The 15,991-nt window shown below is 71.3% G+C and carries 16 protein-coding genes; 9 read left to right on the forward strand and 7 right to left on the reverse strand.

Annotated features, from left to right (window positions below; all coding sequences use genetic code 11):
- Positions 1–78: 78 nt before the first annotated feature.
- Both IF46_RS0124795 and IF46_RS0124800 read left to right on the forward strand, forming a co-directional pair.
- Positions 79–927: a LysR family transcriptional regulator gene (locus IF46_RS0124795; protein ID WP_030490784.1), complete on the forward strand. Its 849-nt coding sequence runs from the start codon at positions 79–81 to the stop codon at positions 925–927.
- A 231-nt stretch (positions 928–1,158) separates the two neighbouring features.
- Entirely contained in the window at positions 1,159–2,739 is a 1,581-nt protein-coding gene (locus tag IF46_RS0124800; protein WP_030490785.1) for a DHA2 family efflux MFS transporter permease subunit, read from the forward strand.
- A gap of 55 nt (positions 2,740–2,794) precedes the next feature.
- On the opposite strand, the gene IF46_RS0124805 is transcribed toward IF46_RS0124800, so the two are convergent.
- From IF46_RS0124805 to IF46_RS0124830, 6 genes are all read right to left on the reverse strand, one after another.
- Positions 2,795–3,256, reverse strand: coding sequence for a DUF5709 domain-containing protein (locus IF46_RS0124805; RefSeq protein ID WP_157563438.1), 462 nt, complete (start codon positions 3,254–3,256; stop codon positions 2,795–2,797).
- Positions 3,257–3,361: 105 nt separating this feature from the next.
- Positions 3,362–4,246: an alpha/beta fold hydrolase gene (locus IF46_RS0124810; protein WP_030490787.1), complete on the reverse strand. Its 885-nt coding sequence runs from the start codon at positions 4,244–4,246 to the stop codon at positions 3,362–3,364.
- 113 nt (positions 4,247–4,359) lie between these two features.
- Positions 4,360–5,283, reverse strand: a complete 924-nt coding sequence (locus tag IF46_RS0124815; RefSeq protein WP_030490788.1) for an RNA polymerase sigma factor — start codon at positions 5,281–5,283, stop codon at positions 4,360–4,362.
- A gap of 37 nt (positions 5,284–5,320) precedes the next feature.
- Positions 5,321–5,953 carry a TetR/AcrR family transcriptional regulator gene (locus tag IF46_RS0124820; RefSeq protein ID WP_051724146.1) on the reverse strand — a complete coding sequence of 211 codons (633 nt, stop codon included), beginning with the start codon at positions 5,951–5,953 and terminating at the stop codon, positions 5,321–5,323.
- Between the two features lie 117 nt (positions 5,954–6,070).
- Entirely contained in the window at positions 6,071–7,564 is a 1,494-nt protein-coding gene (locus tag IF46_RS0124825; RefSeq protein ID WP_030490790.1) for an MFS transporter, read from the reverse strand.
- A gap of 38 nt (positions 7,565–7,602) precedes the next feature.
- Positions 7,603–8,367: an SDR family NAD(P)-dependent oxidoreductase gene (locus tag IF46_RS0124830; RefSeq protein ID WP_030490791.1), complete on the reverse strand. Its 765-nt coding sequence runs from the start codon at positions 8,365–8,367 to the stop codon at positions 7,603–7,605.
- 256 nt (positions 8,368–8,623) lie between these two features.
- Between IF46_RS0124830 and IF46_RS0124835 the strand changes: the two genes are divergently transcribed.
- Positions 8,624–9,388, forward strand: coding sequence for a YqjF family protein (locus IF46_RS0124835; protein ID WP_030490792.1), 765 nt, complete (start codon positions 8,624–8,626; stop codon positions 9,386–9,388).
- On the opposite strand, the gene IF46_RS0124840 is transcribed toward IF46_RS0124835, so the two are convergent.
- Positions 9,382–10,359 carry an aldo/keto reductase gene (locus IF46_RS0124840; RefSeq protein WP_030490793.1) on the reverse strand — a complete coding sequence of 326 codons (978 nt, stop codon included), beginning with the start codon at positions 10,357–10,359 and terminating at the stop codon, positions 9,382–9,384. The two genes, IF46_RS0124835 and IF46_RS0124840, sit on opposite strands and share 7 nt — an antisense overlap.
- Before the next feature lie 144 nt (positions 10,360–10,503).
- Here IF46_RS0124840 and IF46_RS0124845 point away from each other — a divergent pair, with 144 nt between their 5' ends.
- From IF46_RS0124845 to IF46_RS0124870, 6 genes are all read left to right on the forward strand, one after another.
- Complete coding sequence (locus tag IF46_RS0124845) at positions 10,504–11,124, forward strand: dihydrofolate reductase family protein (RefSeq protein WP_030490794.1); 621 nt, start codon at positions 10,504–10,506, stop codon at positions 11,122–11,124.
- Positions 11,121–11,558: a GNAT family N-acetyltransferase gene (locus tag IF46_RS0124850; protein ID WP_051724147.1), complete on the forward strand. Its 438-nt coding sequence runs from the start codon at positions 11,121–11,123 to the stop codon at positions 11,556–11,558. The genes IF46_RS0124845 and IF46_RS0124850 overlap by 4 nt, the downstream gene beginning before the upstream one ends.
- Before the next feature lie 55 nt (positions 11,559–11,613).
- A complete protein-coding gene (locus tag IF46_RS0124855; RefSeq protein ID WP_030490796.1) occupies positions 11,614–11,964 on the forward strand; it encodes an ArsR/SmtB family transcription factor in 351 nt (116 codons plus the stop codon).
- Positions 11,961–12,443: an SRPBCC family protein gene (locus IF46_RS0124860; RefSeq protein WP_030490797.1), complete on the forward strand. Its 483-nt coding sequence runs from the start codon at positions 11,961–11,963 to the stop codon at positions 12,441–12,443. Before IF46_RS0124855 ends, IF46_RS0124860 begins: the two co-directional genes overlap by 4 nt.
- A 19-nt stretch (positions 12,444–12,462) precedes the next feature.
- Positions 12,463–13,065 carry a dihydrofolate reductase family protein gene (locus IF46_RS0124865; RefSeq protein ID WP_030490798.1) on the forward strand — a complete coding sequence of 201 codons (603 nt, stop codon included), beginning with the start codon at positions 12,463–12,465 and terminating at the stop codon, positions 13,063–13,065.
- Between the two features lie 179 nt (positions 13,066–13,244).
- A complete protein-coding gene (locus tag IF46_RS0124870; RefSeq protein WP_232234154.1) occupies positions 13,245–15,938 on the forward strand; it encodes a carboxylate--amine ligase/circularly permuted type 2 ATP-grasp protein in 2,694 nt (897 codons plus the stop codon).
- The last annotated feature ends 53 nt before the right edge of the window (positions 15,939–15,991 follow it).

The following is a 15,991-nucleotide window of genomic DNA, read 5'->3' on the forward strand; positions in this document are numbered from 1 at the left end:
CGCGCGGGTATCCATCGCGAGCCCCGGGGCGGGTGCGCGCAGGGGCGACACGGGTCGTGCCGCCAGTACCGTTGCGGCATGGAGACGCGTGAGCTGCGGTACTTCGTCGCCGTTGCCGAGGAGTTGCACTTCGGGCGGGCCGCACAGCGGCTCGGGATCGCGCAGCCACCACTGTCGCGGGCGATCGCGCAGCTCGAACGGCGGCTCGGGGTGGCGCTGCTGGAGCGCACCAGCCGCACCGTCGCGCTTACCCGGGCCGGCTCGGTGCTCCTGATCGAGGGCCGGGCGGCCCTCGACGCGGTCGACGCCGCAGACCGGCGTACCCGCCGCGCCGCCCTCGCCACGACCGGCCATCCCGGCCTGGTCCTCGTCACGAAGGCCGGAGCGTCCGGCGAGTTGCTGGCGAAGCTTCTCGACGCGTACGCGTCCGAACCCGATGCGGTCCCCGTCGACGTGCTGCTGTGCGGGATCGGCGAGCAGGAACGGATGCTGCGCGACGGGCGGGCGGACGTGGCGCTGCTGCACCGGCCGTTCGACTCGACGGTCGGGCTGGACTGCGAGGAGCTACGCACGGAGGGGCAGGTCGTGGTCCTGCCGGCCGGGCACCCCCTCACCGCGCAGGACGAGGTGCGGATGGCCGACGTCGCCGAGCTGCCCGGCCTGCCGCCGCCTCGCCGCCGCGGCCCCGACGGCACGTACCCGGACGGACCCGGCCCGGAGGTACGAGACACCACACAGCTGTACCAGCTGATCGCGCTGAGCCGGACATCGGCGATCCTGCCCGAGTCTTGCCGGGCCGACCTGCGCCACGACCTCGCCGCCGTGCCGGTGGTGGACGCGCCGAGGGTGACGACGGTGATCGCGTGGCCGCCGCACAGTCGATCCCTGGCCCTCGCCGCGCTGATCCGGACCGCGACCCGCCTCTAGCTCGCCGTGCCGGTGGTCACCGCCTGATCGCCACCCCGACGACCGGTCAGAGTCGCACGGCCGATCGGTCCCGACGCCCGGACGGGCGCTAATCCGGCGGCGAACTGTCACATCCGCCCGTTACTCTTCCTGCGCGCGTCGTTGTCCTGGCACGTCGCGCCCCGCGCCAGTCGGCGCGGCACCGCCGCCACCGCCCACCGCTGGCCGGCTCAATCAACTTCAGGAGAGTTAGTGACACAGCAATCCGTCGCGACATCGGACAAACTCGACGCTGCGGTGCTCAAGGTGGCGGGCGTCGTCGTCCTTGGCGCGATCATGTCGATCCTCGACGTGACAGTGGTCAGCGTGGCGCTGCCCAAATTCCAGGACGAGTTCGACGCGTCCTACGCCCGCGTCGCCTGGACCATGACCGCCTACACCCTGGCGCTGGCCACCGTGATCCCGCTCAGCGGGTGGGCGGCCGACCGGTTCGGCACCAAGCGGCTCTACATGGTGGCGCTGGCCCTGTTCACCATCGGTTCGGGGCTCTGCGCCACCGCCGACTCGATCGGCGAGCTGATCGGCTACCGGGTCCTGCAGGGCCTCGGCGGCGGCATGCTCATGCCGCTGGGCATGACCATCATGACCCGGGCCGCCGGCCCGCACCGGATCGGTCGGTTGATGGCCGTCCTGGGCATCCCGATGCTGCTCGGCCCGATCGGCGGCCCGATCCTCGGTGGCTGGCTGATCGACACCGCGAGCTGGCACTGGATCTTCCTGATCAACCTGCCGATCGGTGTGGTCGGGCTGATCTACGCGCAGATGGCGCTCCCGAAGGACGCCCCCGAGCCGTCGGAGTCGTTCGACTTCGTCGGCATGCTCATGCTCTCGCCGGGCCTCGCCCTCTTCCTCTACGGCATCTCGTCGCTGCCGGAGGTGGGCACCTTCACCGCGGCCAAGGTGTGGGCTCCGATGCTGGTCGGCGGCGCGCTTGTGGTGGCGTTCGTGCTCTACTCGTTCAAGCCCCGGCACCCGCTGCTCGACCTGCGGCTGTTCCGCAACCGCAGCCTGACCATCGCCTCGGTGACGATGTTCGTCTTCATCATCGCGTTCATGGGCGCCGGCCTGCTGTTCCCGAGCTACTTCCTGCAGGTGCGCGGCGAGTCGACGCTGGCCGCCGGCCTGCTGATGGCCCCGCAGGGCATCGGCGCGATGATCACCATGCCGATCGCCGGCACGCTCGCCGACCGGGTGCCGATCGGGCGCACCGTTCCGTTCGCGCTGGCGCTCATCGTCGCCGGGTTCTTCGGCTTCACCCAGGTCGACCCGCAGACCTCGTACTGGCTGCTCGGTGGGTCGCTGTTCGTGATGGGTCTGGGCATGGGCGGCACGATGATGCCGATCATGACCTCGGCCCTGCGGACGTTGTCGGCCAACGACGTGGCGCGCGGCTCGACGCTTGTCAACATCCTCCAGCAGATCGGCGGCTCGGTCGGCGCCGCCGTGATGTCGGTGATCCTCACCAACGAGCTGAACGGCTCCCGGCCGATCCCCGGCCTGGTGGACGAGAGCGGCAAGCCGATCACCGAGGCCGGGCTGGCCATCGCCTCCCAGCAGCGCCCGGAGCTGCTCCAGCAGATGCCGGTGGACCCGTCGCTCATCGAGCGCGGGCTCGACTTCGCCGCCAAGTCGTTCGCCACCACGTTCTGGGTCGCGTTCGCGCTGGTCGTGCTCACGATCATCCCGGCGGCGTTCCTGCCGCGCCGACGTCAGCCGGCGCAGCTCGACGACCCGCAGGGCGAGCTGGTCAAGACGCCCGTCGTCATCCACTGACCGACCCCGCCGCGCTCGGCACTGGCGTGAAGTGCCGAGCGCGGCGGGTACGGCGTCAGCGCAACGGACCGTCGCCGGGCCCGTCCGGGTCCTCGACCAGATGGACCGCCGCCTCCTCCGCGCTGGCGGCACCCGCGTCGATGCCGACGTCCCACGCCACCGACTCGGCCTCGTCGTCCTCGCGGACGCCCTCGTCGAAGGCGACGAGACGGCCGGCGCGCGCCTCCGCCTCGTACCCCCGGCGGGTCAGCTCGTCCTCGTCGTCGCCACCCTCGGCGTACGGGTCGACATCCGGCACCTCCTGGGCAAGGTGTTGCTCCAGGGACTCGCCCGCGCGTTCCTCGGCGGGCGTGGTGCCGAACCGGTTGGCGGCCGTCCAGTGGTCCTCGGCGATGATGCCGGTGTCGAGGGGGTCGCCGACGCGGTCGTCGTCGAGGGTGTCGGAGGCGTCCAGGACGCCGTCGTCCTCTGCCACGTTCCACTCGTCGACGGAATCCATCCGTTCGGTCTGGCTCACGGCGGTCTCCTCTTCGTCACGGTGCACCAAAGTGATCAGCCTATGACCGTTCAACGCGACCGCATCTTGAGAGCTGCCCGCTGTGACGAACGGACCTGGGGGCGGTCAACGCTGCAGTAGCCCCACCACGGCCGCGGTGAACTCCGCCGGCTGCTCGATGTGGGCGAAGTGCCCGCTGTGCTCCAGCACCACCAGGCGCGAGTCCGGAAGGCCCGCGTGCAGCTGCTCGGCAAAACGGGGACCGCAGATGAAGTCGTGCGCCCCCACGATGACCACGGCGGGTGCGGTGATCTCGCCGAAGTTGTCCCGTACGTCGAAGGGCGTGGGGTCCTGCGCGCCCGCCGGCCCCGACCAGATCCGCACGGCTGCCTGGAACTCGGCGAACTCGTCCTGTCGACCCCAGAAGTCCGCGAAGTACGCGGGAAGGGCCGCGCGCAGGGCGGCCACCAACGACTCGTCGTCGGTCGCGGCGCCGATCTGCGCGAAGGCGGCCGGGACCTCCGCCGCCTCCGGCCGGTCCGGGTGCCGCTGCGGGTACGCGGCGAGGCCGGCCATCGCCTCGGCCCAGAACTCGGCGCCGGTGACGGGGGAGGTGTCGTACAGGGCGAGGCCGGCGACCCGGTCTGGGTAGGCGAGGGCGTACCGCTGGACGACGAAACCGCCGTGCGAGTGCCCGAGGAGATACACCCGACCTTCCCCGAGGTGCGCGACGATGGCGTGCAGGAAACGGACATACCTGTCGAGACGGTATTCGCTGGGGTCGTTGAGCTGTCCCGACGCACCCGTGCCCACCGGCTCGACGTAGACCATGGTGAAGTGCGCCTCAAGGCTGGGCGTGCGCAGGTAGGCCCACTCGATGCCCGGGCCGCCGGGGTGCGCCACGCACACCGGGCCGGTGCCGGCGACGTGGTAGACCTGCCGAACGCCATCGACGGTGAACGTGTGGGCGCCGGGTGCGAGGGCGCTGACGTCGTGGCTGGTGGAACCCATGAGCTATCTCCCGATCTGAGACCCGCGCGGCGTCTGCCGACACGGTCACTGGTGCATGACGCAGGCCAGATGCACGGGGCGGGGGAGAAGTTCGCTCGGTCGGGGAAGTTTTTTCAGACCAGCGCGGGGGCGGGGTGGAACAGGGTCAGTTGGCGCACGCGGCCCTCACGCAGCACCTGCAACCACAGCGCCGCCGGCGGGCAGTGCTCCGGGTTGTCGGGCGGGCTGATCAGGTCGGTTTCCCAGATCAGCACGTCGCCGCTGGCCACCACGTTGCGCAGCTGCTGGCGTACCCCGGCGGTCAGGTCGCAGTTCATGCCATTGATCGCCAGGTCACGGCCGCCGCGCGGGCCACCCGGCACGATCATCTCGGCGTCCGGCCACCAGCTCTCGCGGACCACCCGCTCGAAGTCGCCGCCCATCGCAGCGGTGATCATGTCGCGGCCCTCTCGCCAGCGCGAGTCGTTCGCGGCGGCGACGTCGGTGTGCGCCGTGGTCGCCGCCGTTCGGAGGCCGCCGGCGAGCGCTCGGCGGGCGTGGCTGAGGCGGCTGCGGACGGTGCCGACCGGCACGCCACACAGGGCCGCGATCTGCTCGTACGAGGATGCGTCGCTGAAGTACCGCAGCAGCGTGACGAGCCGGTCCGGCTCGGACAGCTGCCCGATGGAGTGCCACACCCAGTCGCGCATGGCGCCCCGGTCCAGTGCCTCCTCTGGGGTGGGTGTGTCGGCGGGGCGGGCGAACCACTCCGGTTCGGCGACCGGGACGGCGTGCGGGCCGCGCAACGCCATCCGGCTGTTGTTTCGCACGATGGCCCGCAACCAGGGGCCGATGGCGGCCGGGTCGCGGACCTCGCCGATGCGACGCAGGGCGACGACCATCGCGTCCTGCACCGCGTCCTCGGCGTCCGGCCGGTAGCCGAGGACGCTCAGCGCGACGGCCCGCATCCCGGCCTCGTGCCGCGCCAGCAGCGCCCCGAGCGCAGCCGCGTCTCCCGCCTGCGCGAGCACGACCAGCTCCGCGTCGCTCTGCGTCACGCGTACATCCTCCTACGTCCCCGGGAACGCGATTGGATCATGCTTCGGGTGGGCGGACCTGCGGTGCTGGCCCCTGGAGAGGGGTGCGTCCGGGGGCGCGCATGCCGTCGAGCAGGACCATGACGACTCGACGCCACCCGTCGGGCCCCGCGTCCACGCCGAGGCAGTGGTCGGTGTCCAGCGCTGCCCGTGAGCAGAGCAGGACGTCCTGCCAGGTTACGTCCGCACGGAGATCACCCGCCGCGTGTGCCCGCTCGGTGAGCTGGGCAACGGCCTCCTGGAGCGCGACGGTGCGCTGCGCGAGCTCGGGTGTCGGCGGCCTTTCGCAGGCGGCGGTGACCTCGGCCAGGCCGCGGCTGTCCCGGTGGGCCCCGGCCAGCTCCAGCACGAACTCCGCCATTGCGTCCCACGGATCCGGGCGCTCCAGGCAGGCCCGCGCGGTGTCGCACAACTCGTCGTAGAGGCCGAGCACCGCGTAGTCGAGCAGCGCTTCCTTGGTGCCGAAGCGCCGGTACAACGTGCCCACCCCCACGCCGGCCGCAGTGGCGATGTCCAGAGCCGAGACGTCGAGCCCGCGGGCGGCGATCGCCTCCCGGGTCGCGATGATCAGCTGGCGTCGGTTCTGCCGCGCGTCCGCGCGGACGCCAGACGCCGGATCCAGATCAGGCATCCGGAAAGCCTAGCACAATCGGACGCATATCGTCCGATTGTTCTCCGCGACGGTCGGCGGATGCCTGTCAGCTCCCGCCCTCAGGAGAGTCGGGAGCTGACGCGGCGGCGCCGTCGCTCAGTGGGCGGGCACCGCGACGGCGGCCGGGACGGCGTCGTCCGACGCCGAGGTCGGCAGATGCTCCGGCTTGCCGGCGTTCACCAGGATCGCGGAGACTAGCGCCGCAGCCACGACGAAGATTGTGGCCAGCCAGTACGCGGCCGAGTAGCCGTGCATCAGCGCCTGGTTCTGGACGTGGACGGGGGCCGCCGTACCGCCGTGGGTGACCAGGTAGGAGGCGGTGGAACTGGTCGCGACGGTGTTGAGCAGAGCGACGCCGATCGACCCCCCGACCTGTTGCGACGAACTGATCATCGCGGAGGCGACACCGACGTCGGTGGGCTCGACGCCGTGGGTGGAGATGCTCATCGCCGGCGTGAACGCGGCGCCGACGCCAATTCCGACCACGGCCTCGGCGATCGCGATCTCCAGGAAGCTGCTGTCGGCGTCGAGGAGGGCGAGCAGGACCAGGCCGGCCGCGCTGACGAGGTAGCCGCCGACCATGATTGGCCGTGGCGCGATCCGGTGCGCGAGCCGGGCGCCGACCTGCGTGGCCCCGAGCGCCTGCAGCACCGCCATCGGCATGAACGCCAGGCCGGCCAGGACCGGCGGCCAGCCCTTGACCTGCTGGAAGTAGTAGCTCAGCAGGAGGAACATCCCGAACATGCTGACAATTGCGAGGCCCACCGACAGGTAGGCGGCTGCCCGGTTGCGTTCGCTCAGGACTCGCAGCGGGAGCAGCGGCGCCTGCACCCGTGACTGCACCACGATGAAGGCCGCCAGAAGCAGAACCCCGGCGACGAAGGATCCGACAGTCGTACCCGCCGACCAACCGTGACTCTCCGCGGCGCTGAAACCGTAGACCAGACTGACGAGGCCGAGGCTGGCCAGCAGCACCCCGGGAATGTCGAGCCGGGAGCGGTGCCGCTCACCGTCGTCGTGGACCGTGGAGATGGCGCCCACAATCCCGACGACCGCGATCGGAACCAGAATGAACATCGCGAAACGCCAGTTCAGGTACTGAGTGAGCAGACCGCCGGCGATCAGACCGACGGCGCCACCGGCGATCGAGACCGCGGCGAACACGCCGAAGGCCTTCGCTCGTTCCCGCGGCTGGGTGAACAACAGGGAGATCAGCGAGAGCGCGGCCGGCGCGAGCAGCGCCGCGAACGCTCCCTGCAGTGCCCGGGCGATCAGCAGCATCGCCGCGTTGACCGCCAGGCCGCCGATCGCCGAGGCGATCGCGAAGCCCGCCAGGGCGAGCAGGAAGACGCGCTTGCGCCCCACCATGTCACCGATCCGGCCGCCGACCAGCAGGAGACCACCAAAAGCGAGACCGTACGCGGTGACCACCCACTGACGACTTCCGTCGGTGAAGTGCAGCGCCTGCTGCGCCGAGGGGAGGGCGATGTTCATGACGGCGCCGTCGAGAACGACCATCAGTTGGGCGATCGAGATGAATAGCAGGGCTCTCCACCGCTGCGAGTTCGGTGCGGCGTGCCGAGTGGGCATCGTTGTTTTCCTTCGAGGGAAGTGGTGGCAGTGGGCCGTCAGGCGGCGGTCAGGCCGCCATCGATCGCGAGAGCGGCGCCGGTGATGAAGGGGGCTTCGTCGCTCAGCAGGAAGGCCGCGAGCGCGGCGATCTCGTCGGGCCGCCCGATCCGTCCCACGGGGTGCATGGCGTTGCCCATCTGGAGGGCCTCGTCCGGGTTCGGGCCCAGGTTTCGCCGCAGGAGAGGGGTGTCGACGCCGCCGGTGACGAGCGCGTTGATCCGTACACCCGTGGCGGCCACCTCGAGAGCCGCCGACCGGGTGAGCCCGACGACGCCGTGCTTGGCGGCGCTGTAGGAGGCCAGGCCGGCGGACCCGGTGACGCCGCTGACGGAGGCGTTGTTCACGATCGAGCCGCCGCCAGCGGCCTGCAGCGCGGGGATCTGGTGCTTGAGCCCGAAGAAGACGCTGCTCAGGTTGAGCGCCATCTCGGCGTCCCAGGCGTCCGGGCCGATCTCGGTGATCGGACCGAGCGCGGTGGCCGCGCCCACGTTGTTGAACACGCCGTCGAGCCGGCCGTAGTGGTCGACCGCCCGCTGCACCAGCGTCGCCATCTCGGCCTCGACCGTCACATCTGTCGGCACGAAGATCGCGGCTCTTCCGGCGGAGCGCAGGGTGGCGGCGAGTGCCTCGCCAGCTTCCTTGCCGCGTGCCGCCAGGACGACCTTCGCGCCTTCGGCGGCGACTCGTTCCACGAGGGCCTGCCCCATGCCGGAGGTGGCGCCGGTGACCAGAATGACCTTGTTTGCGAAGCGCGTGGACATGGTTGTTCCTTTTCTGGGCGTAGAGGCTGGGTGTTTCGGCGGGTGAGCACGAACGGTCATCCGCAGCGGACGACCATCGTCCGCATCAGTGAAGCTAGTTCAAGGGGACGAGCATCGTCCACTTCTGCTAGCGGTCGGCGGAGTGACCCTGACCATCCCCGCCCCAGGAACAAGACTGATCCGCCACCAGCCAGAACGTCTCGCCCGACGGGTGCGCGGCCCCGGGAAAGGGCCGTGGGCGGGGCAGGATGACGGGGTGGACATCGAGCCGGTCGACGCGGCGCCCCAGGAGACGCTTCCACGAGCGATTCTGCGGCAGCGCTGGGAGAACCTCACCTTCCTGCACTGGGCCGTCGCTCCGGCGCTCGTCGCGCCGTTGCTGCCCGCCGGCACCCGCCCGGACACGCTGGAAGGCGTCAGCTACGTCGGCCTGATCGGTTTCCGGATGGTCGGGCTCGGCTTCGGCCGTGGCCCCGCGGTGCCCTACTTCGGCACCTTCTGGGAGACCAATGTCCGGCTCTACTCCGTCGACGACGCCGGCCGACGAGCGGTGGTGTTCCGGTCGCTCGACGCGTCACGCCTGGTGCCGGTGCTGGTGGCGCGGGCGACGCTGCGCCTGCCGTACCTGTGGTCGTCGATGCGGTTGGACCGCGACGGCGACCGTCGCACCTACCGCTGCCGGCGGCGTTGGCCGGGGCCGGCGGGCGCGACGAGCCGGATGGTGGTGCGGGTGGGGGAGCGGATCGCCGAACCGACGCCGCTCGAACACTTCGTCACTGCCCGCTGGGGCCTGCACACCCGGGCGTACGGTCGTACGCTGCACCTGCCGAACTGGCATCCGAGTTGGCCACTGCACCGGGCTGAGCTGCTACGCCTGGACGACGAGCTGGTCGCCGCCGCCGGGCTGCCGGCACCGGTCGGGCCGCCGGTCAGCGTGCTCTACTCGCCCGGTGTCGGGGTCAGGTTCGGTCCGCCGGTGGCGGCCCGGTCGCACGCCGCCGGGCCGCCGGAGTCTCAGTAGCGGCCACCCTCGGGTGCGGGCAGCGCATCCAGGTCGGCCAGGTCCTCGGCGCTGAGCCGCACCTCGCCTGCCGCGCAGTTGTCCACCAGGTACTTCGGGGTCTTGGTGCCGGGGATCGGAATGACCTGGTCGCCCTGGGCGACCACCCAGGCGAGGGCGACCTGCGCGGGGCTGACCCCGGCCCGGTCGGCGATCTCGGCGACCCGGGCGACGATGGCGAGGTTGGCGCGCAGCGCGTCCTGTTGGAAGCGCGGCAGGCCGCGACGGAAGTCGTCGGCGGGCAGGTCGTCGAAGGAGGTGAACCGGCCGGCGAGGAAACCGCGACCGAGCGGGGAGAAGGGCAGGAAGGCGACGCCCTGCGTGGCGCAGTACGGCAGTACCTCGGTCAGCGGGTCGCGGGTCCACAGTGACAGCTCGGACTGCACCGACGCCACCGGGTGCACCGCCTGGGCCCGCACGATCTGGGTCACCGTAACCTCGGACAGCCCGATCTGCCGAGCCTTGCCCGCCGCCACGACCTCGGCCATCGCACCCCAGGACTCCTCGATGGGCACCTCCGGGTCGACCCGGTGCAGTTGGTAGAGGTCGACGTGGTCGGTGCCGAGCCGGCGCAGGCTCTCGTCGATCGCCGCGTGGATGTGCTCCGGGCGGCCGTTGTTGCCGATCTTCGGTGAGTTGCCGGGGCCGCCGGTGGGGGAGGTGGCGACCAGGCCGACCTTCGTCGCCAGCACGGCCCGTTCCCGGTGACCGCCGGCCAGCGCCCGCCCGACCAGCTCCTCGTTGGTGTACGGCCCGTACACGTCCGACGTGTCGATAAGCGTCGCGCCCAGGTCCAGTGCCTGTCGGATGACGGAGATCGACGTCTCGTCGTCGCGCGGGCCGGTGATGTCGTAGCCGTGGCTCATTCCCATGCAGCCGAGGCCGATGACGCCGACCTCGGGGCCGGTGCTGCCCAGCGTGGTGGTTCGCATGCGCCCCACGCTACGACCGGCGCGGGCATCCCGCCCGCCGGGCCTCGTGGTTCACGCGCGCCGGTCTGCACTCAGCGTCACGGGAACGTATGGTCCGGCGTGGTGACTGCTGTCTCTGTCCTGCGACTGGGAAGGAGCCGTGACGTGGCAAGCAAACTGGTGGTGGGGACGTTCCTGTCCCTGGACGGTGTGATGCAGGGCCCCGGTGGGCGTGGTGAGGACGACTCCAACGGATTCCCGCACGGCGGCTGGCTGCCGCCGCACGTCGACGAGGGGTTCGGCGAGATCATGGGCGGCGTGTTCGAACGGGCCGACGGCATGCTGCTGGGCCGTAAGTCCTATGACACCCTCTCCGCGCACTGGCCCCACGTCTCCGACGAGGACGGCGGGGCAAAGATCAACAGCATGCCGAAGTACGTGGCGACGCGCAGCCCGATGACCGCCGACTGGCGCAACACCGAGGTTCTGGTGGGTGAGGCCGCCGAGACGGTCGCGGCGCTCAAGCTGCGCACCGACGGCGAGCTGCTCGTGCAGGGCAGCAGCGACCTGCTGCGTACGCTGCAGAAGGCTGGCCTGGTCGACGAGTACCGTCTGCTGATCTTCCCGGTCGTCCTCGGGCAGGGGAAGCGGCTGTTCGCCGAGGGGACCACCCCGGCGGGGCTGAGGTTGACCGGGTCGCGCACCACCGAGGCCGGCGTCGTCTACGCCACGTACGACGTGGCGGGCGAGCCCTCGTGCGGCAGTGTCCTGCACGCGGCATCGTGATCCACGTTCGTGAGTTCGGGTGGCACGACTACGAGGGCGTCGCGGCGCTGTGGACCGCGACGCAACGGGATGTGCTGCCCCGCGCGGAGCTGACGGCGAAGCTCACGCGGGATCCGCAGCTGTTCCTGGTCGCCGAGGTCGACCAGGCGCTCGCCGGGGTCGTGCTGGGCACGTACGACGGCCGGCGCGGGATGATCCTGCGCCTTGCCGTGGATCCGGCGCATCGCCGACGAGGTCTCGCCACCCTGCTGGTCGCCGAGTTGGAGAAGCGGTTCGTGGCGCTCGGCTGCCCACGGGTGAACCTGCTGGTCCTGCCGAAGGACACGGCCGCGCTCCGGTTCTGGCAGGCGCTGGGCTATCTGCCCCAGCCCGATGTGCTCTGCACCAAGCCGATGGGCGCCGCCCCGAGCCGGGTCGAGGACGTAGATCCGTGAGCGCGTGATCGCTGTCGGTTTGACGTCGGTCGCGCCGGGTGCAATAGTTAGGCATATGCCTAAGCATTCGGATGGGACGGGCGGCGCACTGGATGGTGTGTTCCACGCGCTCTCCGACCCCACGCGCCGCCAGGTCGTGGAGCGCCTCGCTCAGGGGCCAGCCACGACCAGCGACCTGGCTCGTCCGTTTGACATGGCACTCCCGTCGTTCACCCAGCACCTGCACGTCCTCGAGCGCGCCGGTCTGGTGACCTCGGAAAAGACGGGTCGGGTGCGCACCTACCGGCTCGTACCCCAGCCGTTGGACCACCTCGACACCTGGCTCGCCGCGCAGCGCACGCTGTGGACCCGACGCCTGGACCAACTCGACGCACTTCTCTACGACCTGAAGGAGCAACAGCAATGACCGTCTACACCGTGAACCCCGAGCTCGACCTCGTCCTGGAGCGCACCGTCGACGTGGCGCCCGAGCTGGTCTGGCGGGCCTGGACCACGCCCGAGCTGCTCATGCAGTGGTTCACTCCGAAGCCGTGGTCGACCGTCGCCTGCGAGATCGACCTGCGGCCCGGCGGCAGGTTCGACAACACGATGCGCTCGCCCGAGGGTCAGGAGTTCCCGCACAGCGGGTGCATCCTGGTGGCCGAGGAGGGCAAGACGCTTGTCTTCACCTCCGCCCTCGGCCCTGGCTTCCGCCCGCAGATCGTTCAGGAGGGTTTCGCGTTCACCGCGGTGGTTCGGATCGAGCCTGACGGCACCGGCACGAAGTACACTGCCATCGCCATCCACCCCGACGCGGCGGCGAAGAAGTCGCACGAGGAGATGGGCTTCCACGAGGGCTGGGGCGCAGCCCTGGACCAGCTGGTCGACCTCATGAAGTCCCACTGAGCAGACCAGGGGGCGATCGATGGCAAGGGTGACGACCGGGGCGACGATGTCGTTGGACGGCTACATCGCAAACGCGTCCCACGGTGGATTCGAGTACCTCTTCCAGTGGTACAGCAACGGTGACGTCGAGACGCCGACGGCCGATCCCAAGATGACCTTTCGGACGTCCGCCGCGAGCGCCCGGCACCTGCACGATCTCAATGAGCGCACCGGCGCGCTCGTCGTCGGCCGGCGGCTGTTCGACATGACCAAGGGGTGGGGCGGCCGGCACCCGATGGACCTGCCCGTCGTGGTGGTCACGCACAGCGTGCCGGAGGGCTGGGAGCCGGAGAGCGACTCCTTCGTCTTCGTCACCGACGGCATCGCCAGCGCCATCGCCCGGGCGAAGGCGCTCGCCGGTGACAAGGAGGTCGGTGTCAACGGCGGCACGATCGCGGCCCAGGTCATCGAGGCCGGTCTGCTCGACGAGGTGCACGTCGACCTCGTCCCGGTGGTGCTGGGCGCGGGTATCCCGCTCTTCGCCGACCTGAAGATCGCGCCACTTCAGCTCGACGGCCCGTTCCGCGTCGTCGAGGGCGACGGTGTCACCCACCTGGCCTACCGGGTACGCCCAGCGGCCTGAACGCCGTGGGGACCGGCCTGCTCGGGTCGGTCCCCGGTACGCCCGGCGGCGCGGGATCCTGGCGGTCGCGGCGGCCACCGCCAACCGGGTCGTCTCGGCCATCGAGTAACGGGCGCGTCACCTTAACGCGCCCGAAACACCCCCGGTACCAACCCTGGGAACGCTCGTCGGACAGTCGAGTGCACGACACGCGAACCGGGGTGACCATGGCCGACAACACCACGAACGCGCCGACGTACGACGGGGCGATGGGCCGGTCCGGCAACGGCCGGACGGTGCCCACCCCTCGCCCGAGCGCAATCGTCGCGCTCGACGACGACCCGGCGGACCTGGCAACGATCGGCGTGGAGGAGGAGTTCCACGTCGTCGACCTACACACCCGGGAGCTGGTGCCCCGCGCCGGGGAGCTGCTCGACCGGCTGCCGGCCGCCTCGTTCACCGCCGAGCTGCACCGCAGCGTCGTCGAGACCAACACCGCGGTCTGCCGCACCCTGGACGAGATCCGCGCCGAGCTGACCCGGCTGCGTCAGGCGGCCGTCCAGGTCGCCGACCGGGCTGGGCTGGGCATCGTGGCGGCCGGTACGGTGCCGCTGCGCGCCGACGGCGACCCCAGCGTCACACCCACCTCCCGCTATCGGCGGATGCTCGACGAGTATCAGATGCTCGCCCGGGAGCAGCTGATCTGCGGCGCGCAGGTGCACGTCGGAGTCTCCGACCGGGATCTGGCGGTGGCGGTCACCCGCCGGGTCCAGCCGTGGCTGCCGGTGCTGCTCGCCCTCTCCACCAGCTCGCCGTACTGGATGGGCCAGGACAGCGGCTACGCGAGCGTCCGGTCGCTGGTCTGGCAGCGTTGGCCCACCGCCGGTGATCCGGGCGAGGTGAGCAGCGCGGCGGATCACGAGGCGCTGGTCGCCGAGCTGATCTCCTCCGAGACCATCACCGACCCCGCCATGATCTATTTCGATGTCCGGCCGTCGGCGCACGTGCCCACCGTGGAGCTGCGGATCACCGACGCCAACGCCGATGTCGAGACCATCGTCCTGCTCACCGGCCTGTTCCGGGCGCTGGTCCGAAGGGAGGTCGCCGCCCTGCGCGCCGGGGTGGAGCGCACAGCGGTACGCCCGCCGGTGCTGCGCGCCGCTGTGTGGCGGGCGGCCCGCTCCGGGCTGGAAGGCGACCTGCTCGACCTGCCGCGATCGGCCCGACCGGTGCCGGCCGGCGAGGCGGTCCGCCGTCTGGTGACCGACCTGCGCTCGCAGTTGGAGGCGACCGGGGACTGGGAGCAGGTCAGCGAGCTGACCCGGTACGCGCTGGAGCACGGCAGCTCAGCGGCGCGGCAACGGCGGGCGTACGAGCGGCGTGGCCGGTTGGCCGACGTGGTCGACCTGCTGCTCGACGAGACCCGGGGCCGGGTCCGAGGGCCGCTGCCAGGTGCGCCGACACCGCCAGCGCTGCCCACCTACGCCGACGCCGGGGACGAGGTCTTCGGGCTGGCCGGGCCGCAACCGGCGTACGCCCCGATGCTCGCGGCCCTGCGTCAGCTCGGCGCCGGCGCCCTGCGTCAACGGGAGCACGACCGGGACGAGGAACAGCGGGCCCGGGGAGTGACGTTCAGCGTGGCCGGCGAGGCGAGCACCCGGCTCTTCCCGGTCGACCTGGTGCCCCGGGTGGTGCCCGCCGCCGACTGGCGGGCCCTGCGTACCGGCCTGGTGCAACGTGCCCGCGCGCTCGACGCGTTCCTGCGCGACGTCTACGCCGACCGGGCCGTGGTGGCCGACGGGGTGGTGCCGGCGTGGGTGGTGGAGTCCTCACCCGGGCTGCGCCCGACCGGGGCGTTGATGGGCCGGCGGGGCACCCGGGCCCAGGTGTCCGGGACCGACCTCGTCCGGGACCCGGACGGCGGCTGGTACGTGCTGGAGGACAACCTGCGGGTGCCCTCCGGGATCGGCTACGCGGTGCAGAACCGTCGGCTGACCCAGGCGGTGCTGCCGGAGCTGCCGGTGCCGGAGGATCTGCTGCCCGCCGACGAGACGCCGGCGATGCTGTACCGGGCGCTGGTCGCCGCCGCGCCTGCCGCGGCCGACGACCCCGCCGTGGTGGTGCTCAGCAGTGGGCCGGGTGACCCGGCCTGGTTCGAGCATCGGCTGCTCGCCGACGAGATGGGTGTGCCGCTGACCGAGACCAGCGACCTGCTGGTGGAGGAGGGCCGGGTTCGGCTGGTCCGCGCGGGCTGCCGCAGCGAGGTCGACGTGATCTACCTGCGGATGGACGAGGAGGCGCTGCTGCACGCGCCGGGCGCCGACGGGGTGCCGCTGGGTTGGCCGCTGCTCGCCGCGGTGCACGCCGGGCGTCTCACGCTGGCCAACGCGTTGGGCAACGGTGTCGGCGACGACAAGGCGCTGTACGCGTACGTGCCCCGGCTGATCGAGTACTACCTGGGCGAGAAGCCGCTGCTGGGGGACGTGCCGACGTACCTGTGTGGGCTGCCCGAGCAGCGAGCCGAGGTGCTGGGCCGGCTCGACGAGTTGGTGCTCAAGCCGGTCGACGGGTACGGCGGTGACCGGGTGGTGATCGGCCCTCGGGCCGAGGCGGAGGAGTTGGACGCAGTCCGGGAGCAGATCCTCGCGGCTCCGCACCGCTGGATCGCCCAGGAGATGATCGCGCTCACCACCCACCCGGTCTTCGACGGCACGGCCCTCGCTCCCCGCCACGTCGACCTGCGGGCCTTCGTGTTCCTCGGTGACATCGCCGAGGTCGCGCCGGTGGCGCTGACCCGGGTGGCGCCGGCCGGCAGCATGATCGTCAATTCGTCGCGCGGCGGTGGGTCGAAGGACACCTGGCTGCTCGGTGGAGCCGACGAGCAGCCGGTGTAACCCACGCTTGACCCACCCGTCATCGGGACGCAACCCGGTCCGCCAAGCCTGGA

Source organism: Micromonospora chokoriensis (genome assembly GCF_000718555.1).
In the GTDB taxonomy this organism is placed as follows: domain Bacteria; phylum Actinomycetota; class Actinomycetes; order Mycobacteriales; family Micromonosporaceae; genus Micromonospora; species Micromonospora chokoriensis_B.